This window comes from Achromobacter sp. EB05, from assembly GCF_044232075.1.
Taxonomy (GTDB): domain Bacteria; phylum Pseudomonadota; class Gammaproteobacteria; order Burkholderiales; family Burkholderiaceae_B; genus Achromobacter; species Achromobacter dolens.
Genome location: NZ_CP155917.1, coordinates 5,817,444 through 5,839,805, shown reverse-complemented (window position 1 = coordinate 5,839,805; position 22,362 = coordinate 5,817,444). Strand labels below are relative to the sequence as shown.

22 protein-coding genes and 1 tRNA gene are annotated in these 22,362 nt (G+C 68.3%); 15 read left to right on the top strand and 8 right to left on the bottom strand.

The window, feature by feature from the left end; all coding sequences use genetic code 11:
• Positions 1-109: 109 nt before the first annotated feature.
• The 5 genes from AAID08_RS26595 (at position 110) to AAID08_RS26575 (ending at position 6,716) form a co-directional block, all read left to right on the top strand.
• On the top strand, positions 110-1,441 hold the full coding sequence (locus AAID08_RS26595; RefSeq protein ID WP_395757129.1) for an MFS transporter: 1,332 nt from the start codon (positions 110-112) through the stop codon (positions 1,439-1,441).
• Complete coding sequence (locus tag AAID08_RS26590; protein ID WP_064527344.1) at positions 1,441-2,538, top strand: M14 family metallopeptidase; 1,098 nt, start codon at positions 1,441-1,443, stop codon at positions 2,536-2,538. The genes AAID08_RS26595 and AAID08_RS26590 overlap by 1 nt, the downstream gene beginning before the upstream one ends.
• A 99-nt stretch (positions 2,539-2,637) precedes the next feature.
• Entirely contained in the window at positions 2,638-4,761 is a 2,124-nt protein-coding gene (locus tag AAID08_RS26585) for a TonB-dependent receptor domain-containing protein (protein ID WP_156330687.1), read from the top strand.
• Between the two features lie 73 nt (positions 4,762-4,834).
• Positions 4,835-5,620 carry a 2-oxo-tetronate isomerase gene (gene otnI, locus AAID08_RS26580; protein WP_054500464.1) on the top strand — a complete coding sequence of 262 codons (786 nt, stop codon included), beginning with the start codon at positions 4,835-4,837 and terminating at the stop codon, positions 5,618-5,620.
• A 112-nt stretch (positions 5,621-5,732) separates the two neighbouring features.
• The gene (locus AAID08_RS26575; protein ID WP_064527340.1) at positions 5,733-6,716 is read left to right on the top strand and encodes a tripartite tricarboxylate transporter substrate binding protein; all 984 of its coding nucleotides are present in this window, start codon (positions 5,733-5,735) and stop codon (positions 6,714-6,716) included.
• Between the two features lie 6 nt (positions 6,717-6,722).
• Here the strand turns inward: AAID08_RS26575 and AAID08_RS26570 are convergent, their stop codons facing one another.
• On the bottom strand, positions 6,723-7,622 hold the full coding sequence (locus tag AAID08_RS26570) for an EamA family transporter (RefSeq protein WP_054500466.1): 900 nt from the start codon (positions 7,620-7,622) through the stop codon (positions 6,723-6,725).
• Positions 7,623-7,644: 22 nt separating this feature from the next.
• Positions 7,645-8,289: a LysE family translocator gene (locus tag AAID08_RS26565; RefSeq protein ID WP_395757128.1), complete on the bottom strand. Its 645-nt coding sequence runs from the start codon at positions 8,287-8,289 to the stop codon at positions 7,645-7,647.
• Between the two features lie 195 nt (positions 8,290-8,484).
• On the opposite strand from AAID08_RS26565, the gene AAID08_RS26560 reads away from it, so the two are divergent.
• Complete coding sequence (locus AAID08_RS26560; RefSeq protein WP_054500467.1) at positions 8,485-8,961, top strand: Lrp/AsnC family transcriptional regulator; 477 nt, start codon at positions 8,485-8,487, stop codon at positions 8,959-8,961.
• Between the two features lie 79 nt (positions 8,962-9,040).
• Positions 9,041-9,649, top strand: coding sequence for a LysE family translocator (locus AAID08_RS26555; RefSeq protein ID WP_395757127.1), 609 nt, complete (start codon positions 9,041-9,043; stop codon positions 9,647-9,649).
• A 113-nt stretch (positions 9,650-9,762) separates the two neighbouring features.
• Here AAID08_RS26555 and AAID08_RS26550 read toward each other — a convergent pair.
• Positions 9,763-9,838, bottom strand: a tRNA-Phe gene (locus AAID08_RS26550).
• Positions 9,839-10,165: 327 nt separating this feature from the next.
• Between AAID08_RS26550 and hemA the strand changes: the two genes are divergently transcribed.
• From hemA to AAID08_RS26525, 5 genes are all read left to right on the top strand, one after another.
• Positions 10,166-11,440 carry a glutamyl-tRNA reductase gene (hemA, locus tag AAID08_RS26545; RefSeq protein WP_006391699.1) on the top strand — a complete coding sequence of 425 codons (1,275 nt, stop codon included), beginning with the start codon at positions 10,166-10,168 and terminating at the stop codon, positions 11,438-11,440.
• A gap of 82 nt (positions 11,441-11,522) precedes the next feature.
• Complete coding sequence (prfA, locus tag AAID08_RS26540) at positions 11,523-12,605, top strand: peptide chain release factor 1 (RefSeq protein WP_063584757.1); 1,083 nt, start codon at positions 11,523-11,525, stop codon at positions 12,603-12,605.
• A gap of 37 nt (positions 12,606-12,642) precedes the next feature.
• Positions 12,643-13,470 carry a peptide chain release factor N(5)-glutamine methyltransferase gene (prmC, locus tag AAID08_RS26535; protein WP_395757126.1) on the top strand — a complete coding sequence of 276 codons (828 nt, stop codon included), beginning with the start codon at positions 12,643-12,645 and terminating at the stop codon, positions 13,468-13,470.
• A gap of 139 nt (positions 13,471-13,609) precedes the next feature.
• The gene (gene grxD / locus AAID08_RS26530) at positions 13,610-13,936 is read left to right on the top strand and encodes a Grx4 family monothiol glutaredoxin (RefSeq protein WP_020926055.1); all 327 of its coding nucleotides are present in this window, start codon (positions 13,610-13,612) and stop codon (positions 13,934-13,936) included.
• A 4-nt stretch (positions 13,937-13,940) separates the two neighbouring features.
• Positions 13,941-14,504 (top strand): UbiX family flavin prenyltransferase, encoded by a 564-nt coding sequence (locus AAID08_RS26525; RefSeq protein WP_020926056.1) that lies wholly within the window; start codon positions 13,941-13,943, stop codon positions 14,502-14,504.
• Positions 14,505-14,615: 111 nt separating this feature from the next.
• On the opposite strand, the gene AAID08_RS26520 is transcribed toward AAID08_RS26525, so the two are convergent.
• Complete coding sequence (locus AAID08_RS26520) at positions 14,616-15,689, bottom strand: DUF6817 domain-containing protein (RefSeq protein ID WP_395757125.1); 1,074 nt, start codon at positions 15,687-15,689, stop codon at positions 14,616-14,618.
• A gap of 181 nt (positions 15,690-15,870) precedes the next feature.
• Between AAID08_RS26520 and AAID08_RS26515 the strand changes: the two genes are divergently transcribed.
• Both AAID08_RS26515 and AAID08_RS26510 read left to right on the top strand, forming a co-directional pair.
• On the top strand, positions 15,871-16,668 hold the full coding sequence (locus AAID08_RS26515) for a MetQ/NlpA family ABC transporter substrate-binding protein (protein WP_054471226.1): 798 nt from the start codon (positions 15,871-15,873) through the stop codon (positions 16,666-16,668).
• A gap of 3 nt (positions 16,669-16,671) precedes the next feature.
• Positions 16,672-17,211, top strand: coding sequence for a 1,2-dihydroxy-3-keto-5-methylthiopentene dioxygenase (locus tag AAID08_RS26510; RefSeq protein ID WP_395757124.1), 540 nt, complete (start codon positions 16,672-16,674; stop codon positions 17,209-17,211).
• Positions 17,212-17,322: 111 nt separating this feature from the next.
• On the opposite strand, the gene AAID08_RS26505 is transcribed toward AAID08_RS26510, so the two are convergent.
• The 4 genes from AAID08_RS26505 to AAID08_RS26490 are packed head-to-tail and all read right to left on the bottom strand — an operon-like array spanning position 17,323 to position 21,426.
• Positions 17,323-18,138 carry an SDR family NAD(P)-dependent oxidoreductase gene (locus AAID08_RS26505; RefSeq protein ID WP_064527334.1) on the bottom strand — a complete coding sequence of 272 codons (816 nt, stop codon included), beginning with the start codon at positions 18,136-18,138 and terminating at the stop codon, positions 17,323-17,325.
• Positions 18,135-18,923: a citryl-CoA lyase gene (locus AAID08_RS26500; protein ID WP_063588746.1), complete on the bottom strand. Its 789-nt coding sequence runs from the start codon at positions 18,921-18,923 to the stop codon at positions 18,135-18,137. Before AAID08_RS26500 ends, AAID08_RS26505 begins: the two co-directional genes overlap by 4 nt.
• Positions 18,920-20,425: a class I adenylate-forming enzyme family protein gene (locus AAID08_RS26495; protein ID WP_395757123.1), complete on the bottom strand. Its 1,506-nt coding sequence runs from the start codon at positions 20,423-20,425 to the stop codon at positions 18,920-18,922. Before AAID08_RS26495 ends, AAID08_RS26500 begins: the two co-directional genes overlap by 4 nt.
• 11 nt (positions 20,426-20,436) lie before the next feature.
• Positions 20,437-21,426, bottom strand: coding sequence for a Bug family tripartite tricarboxylate transporter substrate binding protein (locus AAID08_RS26490; RefSeq protein WP_395757122.1), 990 nt, complete (start codon positions 21,424-21,426; stop codon positions 20,437-20,439).
• A gap of 102 nt (positions 21,427-21,528) precedes the next feature.
• On the opposite strand from AAID08_RS26490, the gene AAID08_RS26485 reads away from it, so the two are divergent.
• Positions 21,529-22,332 carry an IclR family transcriptional regulator gene (locus AAID08_RS26485; RefSeq protein WP_054500475.1) on the top strand — a complete coding sequence of 268 codons (804 nt, stop codon included), beginning with the start codon at positions 21,529-21,531 and terminating at the stop codon, positions 22,330-22,332.
• Positions 22,333-22,362: the final 30 nt, after the last annotated feature.

Sequence of the window (22,362 nt, the reverse complement as noted above, 5' to 3'; positions counted from 1 at the left end):
CACTGCGCCAAAAATACTGTCTTTTGCGTTTCGGCGGCCATCCGTATATTCACTAGCCACGGCTTCCGGAAACAGGGCCGGCACAGAGATCGGACATCAAGGGGAAAACATGTCTATCGCCATCGCGGCCGGCGCCGGCGCGCGCAGCCTGCATACACCTTCCATGCGCCGGCGGGTCATCGCCGGCACCACCATCGGCAACGCGCTCGAATTCTTCGACTTCACCGTATTCACCTTCCTGATGCTGGTCATCGGGCCGCTGTTCTTTCCGGCGGCCTCCAGCTACGGGCAACTGCTGCTGACCACGGCCACCTTCGGCGTGGGCTTCCTCATGCGGCCTGTGGGTGGGATGCTGATCGGCTCCTACGCCGACCGCCACGGCCGCCGCGCAGCCATGACGCTGACACTGTGGCTGATGGGCCTGGGCTGTGCGCTGATCGCCGCCGCGCCCACCCATGCGCAGATGGGGCTGTTGGGGCCGGTGATGATGGTGCTGGCCCGGCTGATCCAAGGCTTTGCCGCCGGCGGCGAAGTGGGCGCGTCGACCACGCTGCTGGTCGAGCACGCGCCTGCGTCGCGACGCGGCTTCTATTCCAGTTGGCAATTCGGCAGCCAGTCGCTCGGGGTGGCGCTGGGCGCCGTGGTGGTGGGCACGCTGACCGCCGCGCTCAGCGTCGAGCAGATGCAGGCCTGGGGCTGGCGCGTGCCGTTCGTGATCGGCATCCTGACGGTGCCGGTGGGCGCCTACATCCGCCGCAATCTCGAAGAGACGCTGCATGTCGACGAGCCCGCCGGCGGGCGGCCGCGCGTGGCCGGCCACCAACCGCTGCGCCGCGTGTTCGCCGAACACAAGAGCGAGGTCGCCAAGGGCATCCTGCTGATGATCGGCGGCATGGTCTGCGCGCAGATCATCGGCTTCTACATGCCGTCGTATGCGCATCGCGAACTCGGCCTGCCGGCGACCTCGACGCTGTCGGCCAGCGTGGTGGTGGGCGCGGTCGGCTTCCTGTTCGCACCGCTGGTCGGCATGCTGGCCGACCGGGCGGGACGCAAGCGCGTTATCTTCTGGTCGCGGGTGACGACGGTGGCGGTGCTGTTGCCGTGCTTTCAGTGGCTGGTGGCCGCGCCGAGCAGCATGCGGCTGATGCTGGTGGTGGGGCTGCTGTCGATACTGCTGGCGCTGCAATCGGCGCCCGGCATCACCATGCTGCCCGAACTGTTTCCGAAAGCCGTGCGCACCACCGGGATGTCGGTGGTTTACGGCCTGGGGATCTCGGTCTTCGGCGGCTTCGCCCAGTTCTTCGTGACCTGGCTGCTGCACGTGACCGGCAATCCCATGGCGCCCGCCTGGTACCTGATGGCGGCGGTGACGCTTTCCACGGTGGTGCTGTTCTGGATACGCGACCGCACCGGCGACGATATCGACAACCAGGAGGCCTGATGCAATCCGCTAGCCCTTACTTTTCCCGCAGCTATGCCCTGGCGCGCGAGCGCTTCACCGCCGCCGCCCGGCCGCTGGCGACGCGTTTCGCCTCCTATGCCATCGAGCCCAAGGGGCGCGAGGGCGAGGACCTGGCCACCGATGTCGCCCTGATCGGCGATGCCGGCGCCACGCGGCTGCTGATCATGACGTCCGCGACCCACGGCGTGGAGGGTTTCTGTGGCTCGGGCTGCCAACTGGCGTTGCTTGACGATGCCGAGATGCTGGAGCGCGCGCGCCAGGCCGGCGTGGCGCTGCTGCTGGTGCACGCGGTGAACCCGCATGGCTTTTCATGGATCGCCCGCACCGACGAGGGCAACGTCGACCTGAACCGCAACGCGCAGCCATTCGATGGGCAGCCTCTGCCGGCCAACCCCGGCTACGGGCAGATCCATGAATTGCTGCTGCCGGCGCAATGGCCGCCGTCGGACGCCAACCGCCAGCAGATTGCCGCCTATATCGGCGAGCACGGCCTGGCGGCCTTCAAGCAGGCCGTGACCCGCGGGCAGTACACGCACCCGGACGGCCTGTTCTATGGCGGCGACCGCCCGGCCGCGTCCCTGCTCAACCTGCGCCGCATTCTCGAAGATCATGCCGCCGGCTATGCGCGGATCGGCTGGATCGACGTGCATACCGGGCTGGGGCCGCGCGGGCACGGCGAGAAGATCTATGCCGGTCGCCGCGACGAGGCTGAAGTGGCGCGCGCGCGCCGCTGGTGGGGCACCGATGTCGCCGTGCCCTACCAGGGCACGTCGGCCTCGGTGGACATCACCGGCCATCTGGCCGGGCTGGCCTATCAGGCCTGCCCGGACTCGCAGCCGACGCTGATGGCGCTGGAATACGGCACGCAGCCGTCGGAACAGGTGGTGGACGCGCTGCGCGCGCGCAACTGGCTGCGCGCGCATCCCGATGCGCCGGCGGCCGTGCGCGACCAGATCCTGCAGGCGACGCTGGACGCGTTCTATTGCGACCAGCCGGACTGGCACGGCGCGGTGCTGGGGCAAAGTCGGGTGGCCGTATTGCAGGCCTTGCTGGGGCTGCAGGCCGCAGCGGACTGAGGGAATCAGGGCCGATCCAGGGAATCGGCTTGCTTTGTTATCGAAATGTTATATCATCCTTCAGCTATTTGTAATGATATAACATCCATGAGGGCAAAGATGACAGGCAAGACGCAGGGATCGCACGGAACCCGAGGCAAGCGCGGCGGCGCGGTGGCGGCGCGGCGCAGGAACGGCGCACGGGCGCTCAAGCCGCTGGTCTGCTCGCTGATGCTGGCTGCGCCGCTGGCGCAGGCCGAGACCGAGGCCGACAGGTCGCGGCCGCGCGCCTTGGCGCCGATCACCGTGTCCGCCAATCCGCTGGGCCTGGACCTGAACAGCACCATGCTGCCCGCCTCCGTGCTTGAAGGCGATGAACTGGTCGAGCGCCGCGCCGGCACGCTGGGCGAGACCCTGAAGAGCCTGCCTGGCGTGAACAGCGATACCTTTGGCGGCGGCGCCAGCCGGCCGGTGATCCGTGGCCAGACCGCGCCCCGCGTCAAGGTGCTGTCCGACGGCTCCGAGGTGATGGACGCCTCCGGCATTTCGCCGGACCACGCGGTGACGGTCGAGCCCCTGCTGGCCGAACGCATTGAAGTGCTGCGCGGCCCTGCCGCCCTGCTGTATGGCGGCGGCGCGATCGGTGGCGTGGTGAACGTGGTGGACAAGAAGATTCCCACCGCGGTGCCCGGGCAAGGCGTGGAGCTGGAAGCCGAACTGCGCGGGGCCACCGGCACCAAGGAACGCGCCGGCGCGATCGGCATCACCGCCGGTGAAGGCCAGTTCGCGGTACGGGTCGAGGGCATGAAGCGGCGTACCAGCGACTACGACGTGCCGGACTGGCCCGGCGGCAAGCTGGCAGGCTCCTACAGCGAATCGACGCAGGGCTCGGTCGGCCTGTCGTGGATCACCCCGCGTGGTTACGTGGGCCTGGCATTCACGCACCTGGAAAGCAAGTACGGCCTGCCCGGCCACAATCACGAATACGAGGGTTGCCATCCGCATGGCACCCATCTGCATTGCGGCGGCCACGACCACGATCATGACGAGGAGGGACACGATCACGACCATGACCACGAGCATGGCGGCGTGCCCTACGTGAAACTGCGCAGCGATCGCCTGGACCTGCGAGCCGAGTACCAGGATCCGTTCGCCGGTTTCGAGAAGATTCGCGTGCGCGGCGGCCTGACCGACTATCAGCACGAGGAGATCGAGGGTGGCGAGGTCGGCACCCGCTTCAAGAACAAGGGCTACGACCTGCGCGTCGAGCTGCAGCACAAGCCGCTGGCTGGCTGGCGCGGCGTGATCGGCCTGCAGAATGCCTACAGCGACTTCCGCGCCGACGGCGAGGAAGCGTTCCTGCCGCGCAGCCGCACCCGTTCCAACGGCCTGTTCGTGCTGGAGGAATACCAGTTGAACGACTGGCGTTTCGAGCTGGGCGCGCGCCAGGATTGGCAGCGCATCGCGCCCGCCGGCGGCGCGCCGCGCAGCAGCCTGTCGGGCACCTCGCTGTCGGCCGCGGCCATCTGGGACTTCGCGCCACAGTATTCGGTGGCCCTGTCGCTGTCGCGCTCGCAACGGCTGCCGACCGCGCAGGAGCTGTACGCCGACGGCGTGCACCTGGCCACCAACACCTATGAACTGGGCAATACCGGCCTGGGCCGCGAGACCTCGCGCAACATCGACCTGACGCTGCGCAAGCATGCGGGCGACACGACGTTCTCGGCCAGCGTGTTCCACAACAAGGTCAAGAACTACATCTACGCCGACACGCTCGACCGCTACGAGGATTTCCGCCTGATCGAGTACACCCAGCGCGACGCCGAATTCACCGGCGTGGAAGGCGAGCTGCGGCACCAGTTCACGCCGGTGTTCTCGGCGGCGGTGTTCGGCGATTACGTGCGCGGCAAGCTGACCGGCGGCGACGGCAACCTGCCGCGCATCCCGGCGGCGCGCGCGGGCCTGCGCGGCAACGTGAAATGGCAGCAATGGTCGGGCGGCGTCGAGTACGCGCGCGTGTTTTCGCAGAAGGACATCGCCGCGTATGAGAACAGCACGCCGGGCTACAACCTGGTCAACGCCGTGGTGGCGTATCGCGGCCGGTACGGCGCGACGGGCTACGAGGTCTTCCTGCGCGGCACCAACCTGCTGAACAAGCTGGCCTACAACCATGCCTCGTTCATTTCGTCGGTGGCGCCGCTGCCGGGCCGCAGCGTGATGCTTGGAGTGCGCATGACGTATTGAGGGATCGCGGCGCGGCGGGCGTGACGGGTGGATATGCTAATTTCCAGGCATGCCGCCCGCCCCGGAGTCCGCCATGCTGAAATTCGCCGCCAATCTTTCGATGATGTACCCGGAACATGCGTTCCTGGACCGCTACGCGGCCGCCGCGGCCGACGGCTTCGCGGGCGTGGAATGCATGTTTCCCTACGAAGCGCCGGCCGCGTTCGTGCGTGAGCGCATGGATGCCGCCGGCGTGTCGCAAGTCCTGTTCAACGCGCCGCCGGGCGTGGCCTCGCGCGGCGAGCGCGGGCTGGCCGCGCTGCCGGGGCGCCAGGACGAATTCCGCGCCGGCATCGAGCAGGCGCTGGGCTACGCCACGGTGCTGGCCTGCGCCCAGGTCCATGTGATGGCGGGGCTGATGCCCGAAGGCGTCACGCGCGCTGAAATGCTGGACTGCTATCGCGAGAACCTCGACTGGGCCGCGCGCCAGGCGCGCTCGGCCGGCGTGACGCTGCTGATCGAGCCCATCAACACGCGCGACATTCCCGGTTATTTCCTCAATCGGCAGGACGAGGCCCACCAGGTGGTGCAGGCTGTCAACGCGCCCAACCTGAAGGTGCAGATGGACCTGTACCACTGCCAGATCGTCGAAGGCGACGTCAGCGCCAAGCTGCGCCAGTACCTGCCCACCGGACGCGTCGGGCACCTGCAGATCGCCGGCGTGCCGTTGCGCCAGGAACCCGACCGGGGCGAGCTGGATTACGGCTGGGTCTTCTCGGTGCTGCGAGAGCTGGACTACAGCGGCTGGATCGGCTGCGAGTACCGTCCGGCCGCCGGCACCTCGGCCGGCCTGCGCTGGCTGGCCGCGGCCCGCGCTTGATGCGGCGCCGCGCCGATGCCGCGTCCATGATCGTCCTACGCAGTGCTGCTCGCCGGGCGCCGGGAATATAGTTAATATGTTAATTAAATTAAAAATACCAGGAGACAACCCCATGTCCAGAAGAGGCTTCATCCGCCGCGCGCTGGCAACCGTGGCCGTGGCGGCGTTCGCCGCGCAAGCCGCGCCCGCGCTGGCCGGGGAATTCCCCGAGCATCCCATCCGCTGGCTGGTGCCGTTCAGCGCCGGTGGCGGCAGCGACCTGGCCACCCGCATCGTGGCCAGGCACGTGAGCCAGACGCTGGGCCAGCCGGTGGTGGTGGAGAACCGCCCGGGCGCCGCCACCATCGTCGCCGCCCAGGAAACCGCGCGCGCCGCGCCAGATGGCTACACGCTGATGACCGCCGGCATGAGCACGCTGGCGCTCAATCCGTGGCTCTACAAGCAATTGCCGTACGACCCGTGGAAGGACCTGAAACCGGTCTCGACGCTGGTGGCGCTGCCGATCGTGCTGGTGGCCTCGCCGGCCTCCGATCTGAAGAACATGCCCGAAGTGATGGCGTACCTGGCCGACGACAAGAAGGCCAGCTATGCGTCGCTGGGCGTGGGCAGCCCGCACCATCTGGCGATGGAGTTGTTCCTGTCGATGTTCGGCGCCAAGGCCACGGCGATTCCCTACAAGGGCACGCCGCCGGCCTTGCAGGACGTGGCGGCGGGCGTGGTGCCGCTGATGATGGCCGACATGGCGGCCGCGCGGCCGTTGATCCAGGCGGGCAAGCTGCGCGCCATCGCGGTGCCGGCCAACGAGCGCTCGGAACAACTGCCCGACGTGCCCACCTTCGGCGAGGCCGGCGGCCCGCCGCTGGAAGCGACCGCCTGGCAGGGCGTGGTGGCGCCGGCGCGCACGCCCAAGGCGGTGGTCGACAAGCTCAGCGGCGCGATCCAGGCGGCGTTGAAGTCGCCCGAGGTGATCAAGCAGCTCAAGCTGCAGGGCATGGAGCCGATGGGCAGCTCGTCGAACGATTTCTTCGACTACGCGCATCGTGAATACGAGAACTGGGGCGCGGTGATCCGCCAGAAGAATATCTCGGTGGATTGACGGGTCTTAGCCCTCGGCCGCCGCGCGTTTTTGCCGCCGCGCGGTGGCGGCGCAGCCGGCCGAGGCGATGATGATGCCGCAGATCGCCAGCCACTGCGTGCCGGACAGGTGTTCGTTCAGCACGATGACGCCGGCCAGCGCGCCCATGGCGGGCTCCATGCTCAGCAGCACGCCGAAGGTCTTTTGCGGCAGGCGCCGCAACGCCACCATCTCCAGCGAATAGGGCAGGGCGCTCGACAGGATGCCGACCGCCACGCCGGCAAGGATCAGCTTGGGATCCAGCAGCGCCATGCCGGCGTGGGCCGCGCCCACCGGCAGCGCCACCATGGTGGCCGCCAGCAGGCCCAGCGACGTGGCCTGTCCGCCGTGCACGTTGCCGGCCATCTTGCCGAAGATGATGTACAGCGCCCAGCACACCGCCGCGCCCAGCGCATAAGCGATCCCGACGGGATCGAGGTCGTGCATCGACTGGCCGGTCGGGATCAGCAGCACCAGCCCGGCCAGCGCGCAGGCGATCCAGACGAAGTCGATGGCGCGCCGCGACAGCACCACCGCCAGGGTCAGCGGCCCGGTGAACTCGATGGCGATCGCCACGCCCAGCGGCAGGGTGCGCAGCGCCATGTAGAACAGCAGGTTCATGCAGGCCAGCGTCACGCCGTACAGCGCGATCTTGGCGGCGTTGCGCGCGGTCAGCGGAAAGCGCCATGGGCGCCAGAACGCGATGAGGATGATGGCGCCGATGACGATGCGATAGGCCGTCGTGCCTTGCGCGCCCACCTCGGGAAACAGCGACTTGGCGAACGACGTGCCGATGCACAGCGAGGCCATGGCGCCGATCAGCGACAGGGTCGGCATCAGGGTGGAGGCGGAGGCATCGCGTCCGGAGGGAAGGGTGGCGGCGGTCATGGTGCTGCGTCTGCGGAAAGAATCAGGGGTTCAAGGTCAGGGCGGTGGAGTAGAGCACGTACAGGGCCAGTGCCAGCATGATCGCGCCCAGCAGTCCTTGCTGCATGCGCAGGAACCGCGGGTTGCGGCCGACCCAGCCGCGGATGCGCGACGCGCCGTAGGCAAAGCAACTGCCATAGGGCAGGCTCAACGCCTTCATGGTCACGCCCAGCACCAGCATCTGGATCCAGACCGGGCCGTTGTCCGGCGTGGTGAACTGCGGCAGGAAGGCGATCATGAACAGCAGCACCTTCGGGTTCAGCAGATTGGTCATGAAGCCCTGCCAGAACGCGTCGCGCGCGTCGCCGGGCCGCGCGGCCAGGGAAACGTCGGCGTCACGGGCGCAGCGCAGCATGGCCTTGATGCCCAGATAACCCAGGTACAGGCCGCCCGCCGCCTTGATCGCCAGGAACAGCGTCGGAAACGCCTGCAGCACCGAGGCCAGTCCCAGCACCACGGCCGGCACCTGGATGAAACCCGCCGCCACATTGCCCAGCACGCTATGGAACGCCGGCCGGAATCCCTGCGTCATGCCTCGCGACAGCGTCAGCGCCATGTCCGGGCCGGGAGTGAGTTTCAACGCCGCATCGGCGGCCAGGAAGAGCAGGAAAAGCTGGAGTGACGGCATGGGAATCGGGCTGCGCCTGGTCGCGAGGGCGGCCAGAGGGTTCCCAGTGTAAGCAAGGCGGGTGATTAATTCCTGCAGCGGGCGGTGCGCAAATGAAGTTTCCCGTCGAATTTGGGGGCGGGTCGCGCGGCGCGCCCGTTTAGAATCAGGCTACAGGCCCGCGCGGCCTGGACCGCCGGCGGCGCCGAGACCCCCATGGAACTAGACGATTTCGACCTTCAGATCCTGCAAAGCCTGCAGGAAGACAACCAGCGCACCAGCCAGGAGGTGGCCGAGCGCGTGAACCTGTCGCCGGTCTCGTGCCTGCGGCGCATGAAGCGGCTGCGCGAGTCCGGGGCGGTGCTGGGCGATGTGTCGGTGGTGGACCCGGCGGCGGTGGGGCGCGACATCATGATGGTGGTGCTGGTGTCGCTGGAGAGCGAGCGCGCCGACAAGCTGGACACCTTCAAGCGCGCGATGCGCAACGCGCCGGAGATCATGCAGTGCCTGGCGGTCACGGGCGAAGTGGATTTCGTCGTCACCATGACCGTGCGCGACATGGCGGAGTACGACGCCTTCGCGCAGCGCCACTTCTGGGGCGACCCCAATGTGAAGCGCTTTTCGACGCTGGTGGTGATGAACCGCGCCAAGTACGGACTGGCGGTGCCAACCACGCATCCGGGCCAGGCATAGCGGACTCGCCGGCAATTGCGCGGCCCGCGCCGGCGGCGCTAGACTGGCCACCGCCCCCATTTTCCCGTGTCTCATTGCCATGGCATTGCATAGCTGGCTCATCTACCTGGTTGCCGTGACCGGCCTGTCGATCACCCCCGGCCCCAACACCTTGCTGGCGCTGACCCACGGTGCGCTGCACGGGCATCGCAAGGCGCTGTGCACCATCGCTGGCGGCGCGGTCGGCTTCATTGCGCTGATCGCCTTGTCGATGCTGGGCATCAGCGCATTGCTCAAGGCCTGGGGGCCGGCGCTGACGGTGCTGAAGTGGGCCGGCGGCGCCTATCTGGTCTGGCTCGGCATCCAGCTATGGCGTTCGCCCGGCGTGCAACTGCGCCCGGCGCCCGACATGTCGCGGCTGCGCGGCACGCGCATGTTCAGCCAGGGTTTCTTGTCGGCGATCGCCAATCCCAAGGCGCTGCTGTTCTACGGCGCGTTCCTGCCGCAATTCATCGATCCGGCGCGCAGCCTGTTGACGCAATTCGTGATCATGGCCGCGACCTTTGTGGCCATCGAGTTCGTGGTGGAGTACGTGTTGGCGCGTCTGGCGCACCGCGTGCGGCCGTGGCTGGAGCGCGCGGGGCGGCGCTTCAACAAGGTGTGCGGGGGATTGTTCGCGGCGATGGGGGCGGCGTTGCCGGGGTCTTGATCATCGTGGGTCTTGATCATCGAGTATTGCCGATGCGTTGGCCGCCGGCCGGCGCTGCGTTGGCCGCCCCGCAATGCAAAAGCCCGACTCCAAGGAGCCGGGCTTTTTAATTCTGGTGGCCTGGGGCGGAATCGAACCACCGACACGCGGATTTTCAATCCGCTGCTCTACCAACTGAGCTACCAGGCCAACGAAGTCCGCAACTATACACAATTTTTTGGACTTGTGCCAGTCGCCTCGAAAAAAGTTTGAAGAATTTCCGCGGCGCCTTCCAACGTGGAAAGGGGCAAGGGGCGCATACTACCGCAAACGGCCATTGCATGGGAGCGATGCAAGGTCACGTGGCGGGGCGACACGGGTCGCGAGGGGTGCGACGCAGGGTCGCGGTCGGGACGCCAAATGGCGTGGGGATAACCCGCGGGAGTATAATCATGGCCGGTCCGCTGTTACATGCACGCTGCACCGCATGGGCTTTGCGGGGACCACAGCTCTAATACTCACGGCCTTGTCCTTTACATGTCGGTAGCTGTCCTAGCCTTCGGTCTGAATCACACGTCCGCGCCGGTTTCGGTTCGCGAACGCGTGTCCATGCCCGTCGATCTGGTCAAGCCGGCGCTGGAAGGCCTGCGTTCCGCGTTCGGCGGGTCGGTGCGCGAAGCCGCCATCCTGTCGACCTGCAACCGCACCGAAATCTATTGCGCTGCCGATGGCCACGTGGCCGACCAGTTGCCCGCGTGGCTTGCCGAGCACAACCGCCTCGATGCCGGCACGCTGCGCCCGCATCTGTACCGTCACCAGCAGGACGACGCCGTGCGCCACGCCTTCCGCGTGGCCAGCGGGCTCGATTCCATGGTGCTGGGCGAAACCCAGATCGTCGGCCAGATGAAGGACGCGGTGCGCGCCGCCGGCGAGGCCGGTTCGCTCGGCACCTTGCTGCACCAGATGTTCCAGCGCACCTTCTCGGTGGCCAAGGAAGTCCGCTCGCAGACCGCCATCGGCGCGCAGTCGGTGTCCATGGCCGCCGCCGCGGTGCGCCTGGCCGAACGCGTGTTCGGCAACCTCGATCAGGCCCGCACGCTGTTCATCGGCGCGGGCGAAATGATCGAACTGTGCGCCACCCACTTCGCCGCGCAGCGTCCGCGCAGCATGGTGGTGGCCAACCGCACGGCCGAACGCGCCGAGCTGCTGGCCAACCGGTTCTCGGCCAGCACCATGAAGCTGTCGGACCTGACCGACCGCCTGTCCGAATTCGACGTGGTGGTCTCCTGTACGGCCAGCTCCCTGCCCATCCTCGGTTTGGGGATGGTGGAACGGGCCACGCGCCTGCGCCGCCACCGCCCCATGGTGATGATCGACCTGGCCGTGCCGCGCGACATCGAACCCGAGGTCGGCCGCCTGGACGACGTCTACCTGTATTCCGTCGATGACCTGGGCCGCCTGGTCCAGACCGGCACCGACGCGCGCCGCGCCGCGGTGGTGCAGGCCGAGGCCATCATCGAAACCCGCGTCCAGGGCTTCATGCACTGGATGCAATCGCGCGAAGTGGTGCCCGTCATCCGCGACCTGCACCAGGCCGCCGAAGATGTCAGCGCCGCCGAACTCGAACGCGCCCGCCGCCTGCTGGCGCGCGGCGAATCGCCGGAGGCCGTGCTCGAGCAACTGGCCCACGGCCTGACCCAGAAATACCTGCATGGCCCGCTGGCGGCGTTGAACCGCAGCGAAGGCGAGGACCGCAAGCAATTGCTTGCCTGGATGCCGCGCCTGTTCCCCGGCCGCGACTCGCGCCGTTAGCGGCGCTGCCTCCGCCCCGCCTTGCGGCGGGCGCTCGTCACGGGCGCCCGCCATTTCCGTTTTCCCTTGCTGAATTCCCATCATGAAATCTTCCATGCGCAGCCGGCTGGAGCATCTGTGTCACCGCCTGATCGAGGTGGACGCGTTGCTGGCCGAACCGGAAACCGCGGCCGACATGGACCGCTTCCGCAAGCTGTCGCGCGAGCGCGCCGAGCTGGAGCCGGTGGTCGAGGCGTTCACCGCCTTCGTGCGCGGCGAGGAAGACCTGGCGGCCGCGCAGGAGATGTTGTCCGATCCCGAGCTGAAGGCGATGGCCGAGGACGAGATCAAGAGCGGCCGCGTCAAGCTCGAATCGCTGGAGGCGGCGCTGCAGTTGCTGCTGCTGCCGCGCGACCCCAATGACGGCCGCAGCGTGTTCCTGGAAATCCGCGCCGGCACCGGCGGCGACGAAAGCGCGCTGTTCTCGGGCGACCTGCTGCGCATGTACACGCGCTACGCCGAACAGCGCGGCTGGCGCGTCGAGCTGATGTCGGAAAGCCCGTCGGAGCTGGGCGGCTACAAGGAAGTGATCGCGCGCATCGAGGGCGACGGCGCCTACGGCCGCCTGAAATTCGAGTCCGGCGCGCACCGCGTGCAGCGCGTGCCCGCCACCGAGGCGCAGGGCCGCATCCACACCTCGGCCTGCACGGTGGCCATCATGGCCGAAGCCGACGAGATGTCGGAGATCGTCATCAACCCGAGCGACCTGCGCATCGACACCTTCCGCGCCAGCGGCGCCGGCGGCCAGCACATCAACAAGACCGATTCGGCCGTGCGCATCACGCACTTGCCGACCGGGCTGGTGGTGGAATGCCAGGACGACCGCTCGCAGCACCGCAACAAGGACAAGGCCATGCAGGTGCTGGCCGCGCGCCTGAAGGACAAGGAAACGCGCGAGCGCCAGAGCAAGGAAGCGGCCGAGCGCAAGAGCCTGATCGGTTCCGGCGACCGTTCCGAGCGTATCCGCACCTACAACTTCCCGCAGGGCCGCGTCACCGACCACCGCATCAACCTGACGCTGTACAAGCTGCAGCAGATCATGGAAGGCGATCTGGAGGAGCTGACCGGCGCCCTGATCGCCGAGCACCAGGCCGAGCAGTTGGCGGCGCTGGGCGACGATATCTGAGCGGCTGGGCGGCCCCTTCGGCGAGAACGTTTCGACCATGACGACCCAGATCAAGAGCCTGTTGCTGGACACGCGCCTGCCCCGGCTCGAGGTGCGCATGCTGCTCGAGCACGTGCTGGCCAAGCCGCGCGCCTGGCTGCTGGCGCACGACACCGATCCGCTGGCGCCCGAAGCGGCTGCGGCCTACGAGGCGCTGGCGCAGCGCCGCCTGGCCGGCGAGCCGATGGCCTATCTGCTGGGCCAGCGCGAGTTCATGGGGCACATGTTCCGCGTCACGCCGGACGTGCTGATCCCGCGCCCGGACACCGAGGTGCTGGTGGAAACCGCGCTGGAATGCGTGGCCGGACAGTCCGCGCCCGCCGTGCTGGACCTGGGCACGGGCAGCGGCGCCATCGCCATCTCGATCGCCCTGGCGCGCCGTGATGCCCGCGTGATGGCCAGCGACGTCAGCGCCGCCGCGCTGGCCGTGGCCGCGGGCAATGCCTGGGAGCTGACGGCCTCGGTGCGCTTCGTCGAGGGCAATTGGTACGACGCGGTGCCGGCAGGCGAGGGCTTCGATCTGATCGTGTCCAACCCGCCCTATGTCGCCAGCGACGATCCGCACCTGGGGCAGGGCGACGTGCGCTTCGAGCCGCGTGGCGCGTTGACCGACGGCGCCGATGGCCTGGAAGACCTGCGCCGCATCGTGGCGGGCGCCCATCGCCACCTGAAGGCGGGAGGCGCGCTGTGGATGGAGCACGGTTGGGATCAGGCCGAGGCCGTGCGCGGCCTGCTCGCTGCCGCGGGCTTCACGGACGTCCACAGCCGGCGCGACCTGGCCGGCATCGAGCGCATTTCCGGCGGGCGCTGGCCGGGGCGCGGCTGACGCCGGGCCGGCGATTTGTAACCGGCAGCCGCGCGGCGACCGGCCGATTCCCCGGGGCGGTTCCGGGGTATCCGGGACGAAATCCCGCCTGTACCTATAATTGGCGTATTCCGTTATGCCTCCTGTCCAAGAGACCACCATGAGCGACGTTCAAGAATTCATCCGCGAAACCGTGACCCAGCACCCCGTCGTGCTGTTCATGAAGGGCACCGCCCAATTCCCGCAATGCGGCTTTTCCGGCAAGGCCATCCAGATCCTCAAGAGCTGTGGCGTCAAGAAGCTGGTCACCGTGAATGTGCTGGAGGACGACGAAGTCCGCCAGGGCATCAAGGAATTCTCGAATTGGCCCACCATTCCGCAGTTGTACGTGGCCGGCGAATTCATCGGCGGTTCGGACATCATGAATGAGATGAACGAGTCGGGCGAGCTCAAGACCCTGCTGGAGCAATCCGGCGCCACGGCCTGATTCCATGCGGCGACTGGTCGTCGGCATCACGGGGGCCACCGGCTCCCTGTACGCGGTGCGCATGCTGCAGGCGCTGCGCGGCGTGGACGACGTCGAGACGCACCTGGTGGTGTCGGCCTCGGGCGTGCTGAACATCAAGCACGAACTCGATGTCAGCCGCCATGATGTCTACGCGCTGGCCGACCACGTGCACAGCGTGCGCGATGTGGGCGCCACGCTGGCCAGCGGCGCGTTCCAGACGGCCGGCATGGTCATCGTGCCGTGCTCGATGCGCACGCTGGCGGCCGTGGCCCATGGCCTTTCCGACAACCTCATCACGCGCGCGGCCGACGTTACGCTCAAGGAGCGCCGCCGCCTGGTGATGATGGTGCGCGAGACGCCCTTCAACCTGGCGCACCTGCGCAACATGACCGCCGTCACCGAGATGGGCGGCATCGTGTTCCCGCCGCTGCCGGCGTTCTATCACCGGCCGGCCAGCATCGAAGAGATGGTGGACCACACCGTGGCCCGGGTGCTGGAGCTGTTCGACATCCATGTGCCCGGTCCGCACTGGGAAGGCATGAAATAAGCGCCGTCGCGGCCTATGGGCCGTGAAGGTCAAACGCCCCGGGGATCTACCGATTCCTGGGGCGTGTTCGTTTTGTCTTGCGTGTGGTTGCCGTGGTTCAGCGCGCCGCGATCACTCCACCAGCCCCAGGCCGTTCAGGGCCGCCAGGTTCTCCGGCCAGCGGCGCGCGCGGGCGTTCTGCAGTTCGATGCGGGCCCAGGCCATCCAGCCGGCCCACTCGATGCGCTTGTCCCAGGCGGTGCCCCAGGCCTGCAAGGCAGCCAGGCCGGCGGCGGCGTGGCCTTCGGCGGCCTCGAAGTCGCCGGCGGTCAGCGCCAGTTGCGCCAGCAGCAGGCGCGGCTCGGCGACCCACGGGTTGTGCGCCACCGCGGCTTCCAGCATGTGGCGCGCGGTGTCCATTTCGGTCTGCGGATGCATGCGCGTGACGACCTGCCAGTACAGCGCGCTGGCGGCGGCCTCGTCGCGCAGGCTGAGCGTGGCGCGGCAATGGTCGAACGCGGGTGGCACGGGGATGCCGGTATCGGCCGGCAGCGCCGACAGCGGCGCCAGCAGGTGCGACAGCATCGACAGGATGTTCGACGGCGGCTTCAGCGGGCCGGGCCACAGCGAGGCGGCCCAGTGTGATTTGAGGTCGCGGCGCTGCTGCTGCGGATAGCCGGCGAAGATCTCGTCCTGCCAGCTATGCCACTGTTCGCCGATGTCGGCGGCCGACACCACGATGAAGGCGGCGACCTGGCGCGGCGTGAAGGTGAAGACCTGGCCGTCGGCCCCTTCCAGCGTCAGGCCCTCGGACCCCTGGCCCTGGCCTTGCAGGATGGCCTGCACGAAGCGGGTGCGCGGCATGGCGCAGAACAGGCTGACCCATTCCTCGGCTTCGGCGCCCAGCACTTCGCGCAGCGTGCTGCGTTCGCGCTCGCGGTCGAACAGGGTGAGATCGACGTACTCGTTGCCATATACGCTGTGGAACAGGCCCAGCAGCCGCACTTCGCGCGGCTGGTTCCACAGCGCCAGGGTGCGGTAGACGCCCAGCAGGTGGTGCTTGAAGGTGCCGGCCTTGTGCCAGTCTTCGCCGGCGCTGCGGGCAAACAGCAGGTCGAGCAGGACGGGCAGGTCGGCATCGACGGCGGCATAGTGGTCGGCCAGCAGGGCGCGCGCGTGCGGATGCAGTTCGTTGGGGGTGGGCATGGCAATGACGGCAAGGGGTTGGGAATCCAGCCGCTATTGTGTCGTGCGCAAGCGTGCTTGTCATGGCGCGGCGCTTATATGGAAATACGCATATCAATATGAAAATTCATCGCTTCCGGTTTTGAAGGGCGCTCACTAGAATCCGGGGCTTCCCTTCCCTTGTTCGATTGCCGAGATTCCCATGCGTCTACGCCACACCCTGGCCGCCCTTGCCACCCTGATCGGATTCGCCGCCGCCGCGCCGGCCATGGCGCAGGACGCCGAACTGAAAGTCGGCGTGACCGTCGGCCCGCACGCCCAGATCGGCGAAGTGGTGCAGCAGGTCGCGGCCAGGCAGGGCCTGAAGGTCAAGCTGGTCGAGTTCAGCGATTTCATCCAGCCCAACGCCGCGCTCGATGCCAAGGAATTGGACCTGAACATCTACCAGCACAAGCCCTTCCTGGAATCGCAGAACAAGGCGCGCGGCTACAAGCTGGTGCCGGTGGCCACGGCCGTGGTGCAGCAGATGGGCATCTATTCCAAGCGCGTGAAGTCGCTGGACGACCTGCAGCCGGGCGCCAAGGTGGCGATCCCCAACGACCCGACCAACGGCGCCCGCGCGCTGCTGGTGCTGCAGGCGGCCAAGCTCATCAAGCTCAAGGACGGCGTGACCGTGACGGCCTCGCTGTTCGACGTGGTCGACAACCCCAAGAAGCTCAAGTTCGTCGAGATCGAGGCCGCGCAACTGCCCCACTCGCTGGCCGACGTGGACGCCGCCGCGGTGAATTCGGCCTACGCTATCCCGGCCGGCCTGTCGCCCGCCAAGGATGCGCTGGTGCTGGAAAGCAAGGATGCGCCGTTCGCCGCCGTGGTCATCGCCGCGCGCGAGGACAACAAGAACGATCCGCGCATCGCGCGCTTCATCAAGGCCTACCAGTCCGACGAGGTGAAGGCCTTCGTGGCGCAGAAGTTCCCTGGCGCGTATTCCACCTCCTGGTAAGCGATGTCGACGCTGACGATCTATCCGCAGGACGATCCCGCTGCCGGCCGGCGCATCGATGAGGTCGGCGAGATCCGGCGCGAACTGGCCGCCATCGGGGTGACCTTCGAGCGCTGGCAGGCACAGGCGCCGCTGACGCCCGGCGCGCCGCAGGCCGAAGTGCTGGCGGCGTATCGGCCCGAGATCGAACGGCTGGTGGCCGAGCGCGGCTATCGCAGCGTCGACGTGGTCAGCCTGGACCCGGCGCATCCCGAGCGCGAGACCTTGCGCCGCAAGTTCCTGGCCGAGCACACGCACGCCGATGACGAGGTGCGCTTCTTCGTTGCCGGCAGCGGCCTGTTCACGTTGCATGCCGCCGGCCGCGTCTACGCGGTACTGTGCGAGCAGGACGACCTGATCTCGGTGCCGGCCGGCCTTCCGCACTGGTTCGACATGGGCTCGGCGCCCGCGTTCACCTGTATCCGGCTGTTCAATGATCCGGCGGGCTGGGTCGCGCGGTTCACGGGCGACGAGATCGCCGCGCGTTTTCCGGTGCTGCCCTGACGGCGCGAGGGCGCGGCGTGCAGTGACGACACGGCCTGATCGTGTCCTCCGCCTCAAGCGGTCCGGATACGCGCCCGGGCCGCGCCGCCGCGTTCTTCCTTGCGGTTCGCTCTAAGCGTATTTGCCCGTCAGGCCCCCATCCACCAGCAGTTCCGTGCCGGTGATGTACGACGCTTCATCCGACGCCAGGAACGCCACCGCGTTCGCCACTTCCCACGGCGTGCCCATGCGGCCCATCGGCACCTGCCGGTCGCGCGCCTTGCGCGCCGCCTCCAGGTCGTCCTTGGCGAACATGCCGGCCACGTTCTTGGCGACGCGCGGCGTATCGATCAGGCCCGGGATCACCGTGTTCACGCGAATGCCGTCGGCCGCATACTGCTGCGCCGCCATGCGGGCGAAGTGGATCACCGCGGCCTTGCTGACGCTGTAGGCCAGGTGGGGGTAACCGGTGTAGCGGATGCCGGCGATCGACGACACGGTGACGATGGCGCCGCCGCCCTGCGCGCGCATCACGGGCGCCAGCAGGCGCGTGGCGATCAGCAGGCTGGTGACGTTGACGCGCTGGATGCGATCCCAATCCGCCAGGTCGATGTCTTCCGGGCCGCCGACCTTGCCGATGCCGGCGTTGGCCTGCAGCACGTCGATGCGGCCGTAGTGGGCCAGCGCCGCGTCCACCGCGGCCCGCATGGCGTCGGCGTCGGCCACGTCGGCCTGCACCGGCAGGGCCTGGCCGCCAGCGCGCTCGACTTCATGGGCCGCGTCCTCGGCCGCCGCCAGGTCGGCGTCCAGCGCGATGATGGCCGCGCCCTGGCGCGCCAGCGTCACGCAACTGGCCTTGCCGATGCTCCAGCCGGCGGCCGAGGAACCGGCGCCGGCCACCAGCGCGATCTTGCCCGCCAGCCGTGCGCCGGGCGCGGGCGGGATCACGACGGTTCTCCGTCGCGCTGGTGCGACTTGCCCTTGCCGACGTAGGGAATGGCGTGGTCGATGGTTTCCCAGATAAATCGGCCGCTCGGGCTCTGCTGCTCCTCGGCCACGTGCGACACCAGGCCGGCGGCGCGCGAGATGACCGCAAAGCCGCGCATCAGCGCGGTGGGCACGCCGATCTCGCTGAGTAGCGCGGCGACCGCGCCGGTGGCGTTGATGGTGATGTGCTTGCCGTAGGTCTCGTCGATCGCCGCCGCCAGCAGCCGCAGCGCCTTGAGCGAATCGCCGGGCAGGTCCGGCTCGGCCTCGGCCAGCGCCAGCAGCTTGATCGAACGCGGGTCGTCGGGCTTGTGCAGGTGGTGGCCGAAGCCCGGCAGCGCCTGGCGGCTGGCGCGGAATTCCTGCGCGATCGCCAGCGCCTCGGCGCGGCCGTCGGCGGCCTGGCGGATGCGGTCCAGCAGGCGCGAGCAGTTCTCCATGGTGCCGACGAACTGGCTGCCGACCGCCATCAGGCCGGACGCCACCGCGCCCTGCAGGTTTTCGGGCGCGCTCATGTAGATCAGGCGGGTGGCGATGGCGCTGGGCGTGAGGCCATGCTCCATCAGGGTCACCAGCACCGCGTCGACGATGCGCATGTCCACCGGCCGCGCCTCGCGGCCCAGGATCTGCATGATCATGACTTCGGTGAAGGTCTTCTTGCCGATCAGGTCTTCCACCAGGTCGACGTCGCGGTACGACATGCCGGTGAGGTGATGGGCGCAGAGGCGGGTTTCGGGCGTGGTCATGGGGATTCCTTGAGGGCCGCGTCGCGCACGGCGTTCTTGAGCACCTTGCCGACGGGCGAGCGCGGCAGGCTGGCGTGGAGGTGGATCTGCTTGGGCGTGGCGACCGGGCCGAGCAGGGCGCGCACGTGGGCCTTGAGCGCATCGGCGTCGGCCGCGACACCGGGATGCAGTTGCACCGCGGCGTGCACGGCCTCGCCCCATTTGTCGTCGGGCAGGCCGAACACCGAGCATTCGTAGACGGCCGGATGCGACGACAGCGCGTTCTCGACATCCACGGGATACACATTGAAGCCGCCGGTGATGATGACGTCGCGCAGGCGGTCCTTCAGGAACAGGTAGCCGCGTTCATCGATCAGGCCGGTGTCGCCCGTGTGCAGCCAGCCGTCGACGATGGTCTCGGCGGTCTTCTCGGGCAGGCGCCAGTAGCCCGACATCACCAGGTCGCCGCGCACCACCACTTCGCCGATGGCGCCGCGCGGCAGCAGCGCGCCGGCCGGGTCCATGATGGCGACGTCCGACAGCCAGGTGACGCGGCCGACCGAGGCGCGGTTGTCGGGCGATTCCAGGTCGGCGGGACGCAGCACCGTGACGATCTGCGGCGCCTCGGTCTGGCCGTAGGTGGTGCCCAGCACCGGGCCGAAGAAGGCGCGGGCGCGTTCGATTTTTTCGGGCGGCATGGGCGCGCCGCCATAGATCAGGTTGCGCAGTTTGGGGAAATCGGCGCGCGACACGCCCGGCTGCGCCATGATCATGTAGATCAGCGTCGGCGGCATGAAGCTGAGCGTGCCGCCGCGTTCGCGGAAGGCGGCAGTGATCGAGGCCGGCGTGGCGCTGTCCAGCAGCACGTGCGCGCCGCCGCGCGCCAGCACGGGCAGCAGGTAGGTGCCCGTGCCGTGGGTCACCGGCGCGGCGACCACGTAGCGGTCCTCGTGCGTCAGGCCCCAACTGTGGATCTGGTTGATGATGGCGGCGTTCCAGGCGTGATAGGGCTGCATCACGCCCTTGGGCAGGCCGGTGGTGCCGCCGGTGAACTTGATTGCCTGGGTGGCCTCGCGCGGCAGCGCGTGGCGCAGCGGCTCGCGACCGGCGCCGCGTTGCAGCAGGGCCTCGAAGGCAACGCCCGCGGCGTCCGCCGACAGGCTGACGCGGTGCGGCGCGCCCGCCGCCACCAGCGCGTCGCCGGCACCGTCGACCATGACGATGGACGGCTCGGTGGCATCCAGGATGCGCCCGATCTCGCGCGCGGTGCTGCGGATGTTCAGCGGCACCCAGATCTTGCCGCTGGCCAGCACCGCCAGCAGCGCCAGGATATGACGGCTGGTGTTGCCCGCGCACAGGGCGACGCGGGTCTGTGGCGCCGGGTCCAGGTCCTGCAGCGCGGCGGCCAGCGCGCGCACGTCCGTGGCCAGCCGCGCATACGTCACCTGGCCCTCGGGCGCGTCCAGCGCCACGCGCTCCGGATACTGCTCGGCGGCGCGGAAAAAGAAATCTATCGGGTACACCCTGGTGCTCCTCAGTTGGCTTTGATGTCGGCGCGCTTGACCACTTCGCCCCATTTGTCGATTTCGCTGGCGATCTTCTTGCCGAAGGTCTGCGGCGTGTTGGGTTGCTGCGGCGCGTAGAAGCCCGATTGTTTGTAGGACGCCACCAGCGCGGGATCGGCCAGCGCCTTGTTCAAGGCCTGGTTCAGGCGCTCGATGACGGGTTGCGGCGTGCCGGCCGGCGCCATCAGGCCGAACCAGGATTCGACGTCGAAGCCGGGCAGGCCGGACTCGGCCAGCGTCGGCACCTCGGGCACGGCCGGAAGCCGCTGCGGCGAGGTGACGCCGATGGCGCGCAGCTTGCCAGCCTGCACATGGGGCAATGACGAGGGCAGGTTGTCGAACATGGAATCGACCTGGCCGCCCAGCAGGTCGGCCACCGCCGGACCACTGCCGCGATAGGGCACGTGCAGGATGTCGGTGCCGGTCTGCATCTTGAACAGTTCGCAGGACAGGTGGATGGACGAGCCGCTGCCCGACGAGGCGCAGGTCAGCTTGCCGGGGTGGGCCTTGGCGTAGGCCAGGTATTCCGGCACTGTCTTGACCGGCAGCTTGGGGTTGACCACCAGGATGTTGGGGATGGTCGCCAGCAGGCCGATCGGCTCGAAGTCCTTGACGAAGTCGTAGTTGAGCTTGCTGTACAGCGTGCGGTTGATGGTGTTGGCGATCGACCCTACGTAGAGCGTATAGCCGTCGGGCGCGGCGCGCGCGACGATTTCGGCGCCGATGTTGCTGTTGGCGCCGGTCTTGTTCTCCACCACGATGGTCTGGCCGAGTTCCTCGTTCAGGGCCTTGGCGACCAGGCGCGCCACGATGTCGGTGGCGCCGCCCGCGGCGTAACCGACCACCAGGGTCACCGGGCGTTCGGGATAGGGTTTGGCAGCCTGGCTTGGCGCGCTGAATGCAATGGCGCCCGCCAGGGCCGCGACGCTGGCGGCCAGCCGCCTGCTGAATGTCTGCATGGTTGTCTCCGTCCTGTTTGTCTAATATCTGGACAGATCTTTGCCTGCCCGACTTCATATTGGGCTTTGATAGGCGCCTCATCAACGCAAGGTGTCCAGAAAATGAACAAACCGGAAAGCGACGACGGCGGCCCTCGGGTGTTGCGGCGGGGGCTGCGGGTGTTGGGCGTGCTGCGCCAGGCGGGCGCGGCCGGCATGCACGTGACCGACATCGCGCGCGCCGCCGGCATGCAACGCTCGACCGTCTACCGGTACCTGGATGTGCTGGCGCAGGAGGGCTACGCGCTGCGCGAGCCGGACGCGCCGCACTGGCGCATGGCGGAGCTGGGCGTGATGATGGCCGGCGATCCGCACGCCGAAGCGGTGCGCGGCCTGCGGCCGGTGCTGCGGCAGATCAGCGACGTCAGCGGCGATTCGGCATTCCTGATCTGCCGCGCCGGCGGCGATTCGCTATGCCTGCATCGCGAGGTCGGCAACTACCCGGTGCAGGTGCTGGCGGTGACCATCGGCCATCGCCAGCCGCTGGGGGTGGGCGCGGCCGGCCTGGCGCTGCTGGGCGCTTTGCCGCCGGCCGAGGCCGACGAGGTGATCGCACAGAACGAGCAGGCCTTGCGCGCCTATGGCGGCATGACGGTGGCGCAGATGCGGCGGCTGGCCGAGAACACACGCGACCGGGGCTGGGCGGTGGTGGGCAATGCGGCGGTGCCGGGCGTGCTGGGCGTCGGGGTGGCGTTGTGCGACGCGGGCGGCTATCCGCGGCTGGCGGTCAGCGTCTCGAGCTTGATCGACCGCATGCAGGCGCCGCGCCAGCGCGCCATTGCCGAGTTGATCCGCACGCAGTTGGGGCAGGACGAGGTCAGGCGCCAGCGCTGGAGCTTGCCCGGCTTGGTCGACGAGGCGGATTGAACGATAAGGGTTCGGTCCGGCCTCGATGGC

What these genes read in the sequence shown, in the direction of transcription:
- AAID08_RS26595 (WP_395757129.1), top strand. Translation starts at nt 110, where the DNA reads ATGTCTATCGCCATCGCGGCCGGCGCCGGCGCGCGCAGCCTGCATACA.
- AAID08_RS26590 (WP_064527344.1), top strand. Translation starts at nt 1,441, where the DNA reads ATGCAATCCGCTAGCCCTTACTTTTCCCGCAGCTATGCCCTGGCGCGC.
- AAID08_RS26585 (WP_156330687.1), top strand. Translation starts at nt 2,638, where the DNA reads ATGACAGGCAAGACGCAGGGATCGCACGGAACCCGAGGCAAGCGCGGC.
- otnI (WP_054500464.1), top strand. Translation starts at nt 4,835, where the DNA reads ATGCTGAAATTCGCCGCCAATCTTTCGATGATGTACCCGGAACATGCG.
- AAID08_RS26575 (WP_064527340.1), top strand. Translation starts at nt 5,733, where the DNA reads ATGTCCAGAAGAGGCTTCATCCGCCGCGCGCTGGCAACCGTGGCCGTG.
- AAID08_RS26570 (WP_054500466.1), bottom strand. Translation starts at nt 7,622, where the DNA reads ATGACCGCCGCCACCCTTCCCTCCGGACGCGATGCCTCCGCCTCCACC.
- AAID08_RS26565 (WP_395757128.1), bottom strand. Translation starts at nt 8,289, where the DNA reads ATGCCGTCACTCCAGCTTTTCCTGCTCTTCCTGGCCGCCGATGCGGCG.
- AAID08_RS26560 (WP_054500467.1), top strand. Translation starts at nt 8,485, where the DNA reads ATGGAACTAGACGATTTCGACCTTCAGATCCTGCAAAGCCTGCAGGAA.
- AAID08_RS26555 (WP_395757127.1), top strand. Translation starts at nt 9,041, where the DNA reads ATGGCATTGCATAGCTGGCTCATCTACCTGGTTGCCGTGACCGGCCTG.
- hemA (WP_006391699.1), top strand. Translation starts at nt 10,166, where the DNA reads ATGTCGGTAGCTGTCCTAGCCTTCGGTCTGAATCACACGTCCGCGCCG.
- prfA (WP_063584757.1), top strand. Translation starts at nt 11,523, where the DNA reads ATGAAATCTTCCATGCGCAGCCGGCTGGAGCATCTGTGTCACCGCCTG.
- prmC (WP_395757126.1), top strand. Translation starts at nt 12,643, where the DNA reads ATGACGACCCAGATCAAGAGCCTGTTGCTGGACACGCGCCTGCCCCGG.
- grxD (WP_020926055.1), top strand. Translation starts at nt 13,610, where the DNA reads ATGAGCGACGTTCAAGAATTCATCCGCGAAACCGTGACCCAGCACCCC.
- AAID08_RS26525 (WP_020926056.1), top strand. Translation starts at nt 13,941, where the DNA reads ATGCGGCGACTGGTCGTCGGCATCACGGGGGCCACCGGCTCCCTGTAC.
- AAID08_RS26520 (WP_395757125.1), bottom strand. Translation starts at nt 15,689, where the DNA reads ATGCCCACCCCCAACGAACTGCATCCGCACGCGCGCGCCCTGCTGGCC.
- AAID08_RS26515 (WP_054471226.1), top strand. Translation starts at nt 15,871, where the DNA reads ATGCGTCTACGCCACACCCTGGCCGCCCTTGCCACCCTGATCGGATTC.
- AAID08_RS26510 (WP_395757124.1), top strand. Translation starts at nt 16,672, where the DNA reads ATGTCGACGCTGACGATCTATCCGCAGGACGATCCCGCTGCCGGCCGG.
- AAID08_RS26500 (WP_063588746.1), bottom strand. Translation starts at nt 18,923, where the DNA reads ATGACCACGCCCGAAACCCGCCTCTGCGCCCATCACCTCACCGGCATG.
- AAID08_RS26490 (WP_395757122.1), bottom strand. Translation starts at nt 21,426, where the DNA reads ATGCAGACATTCAGCAGGCGGCTGGCCGCCAGCGTCGCGGCCCTGGCG.
- AAID08_RS26485 (WP_054500475.1), top strand. Translation starts at nt 21,529, where the DNA reads ATGAACAAACCGGAAAGCGACGACGGCGGCCCTCGGGTGTTGCGGCGG.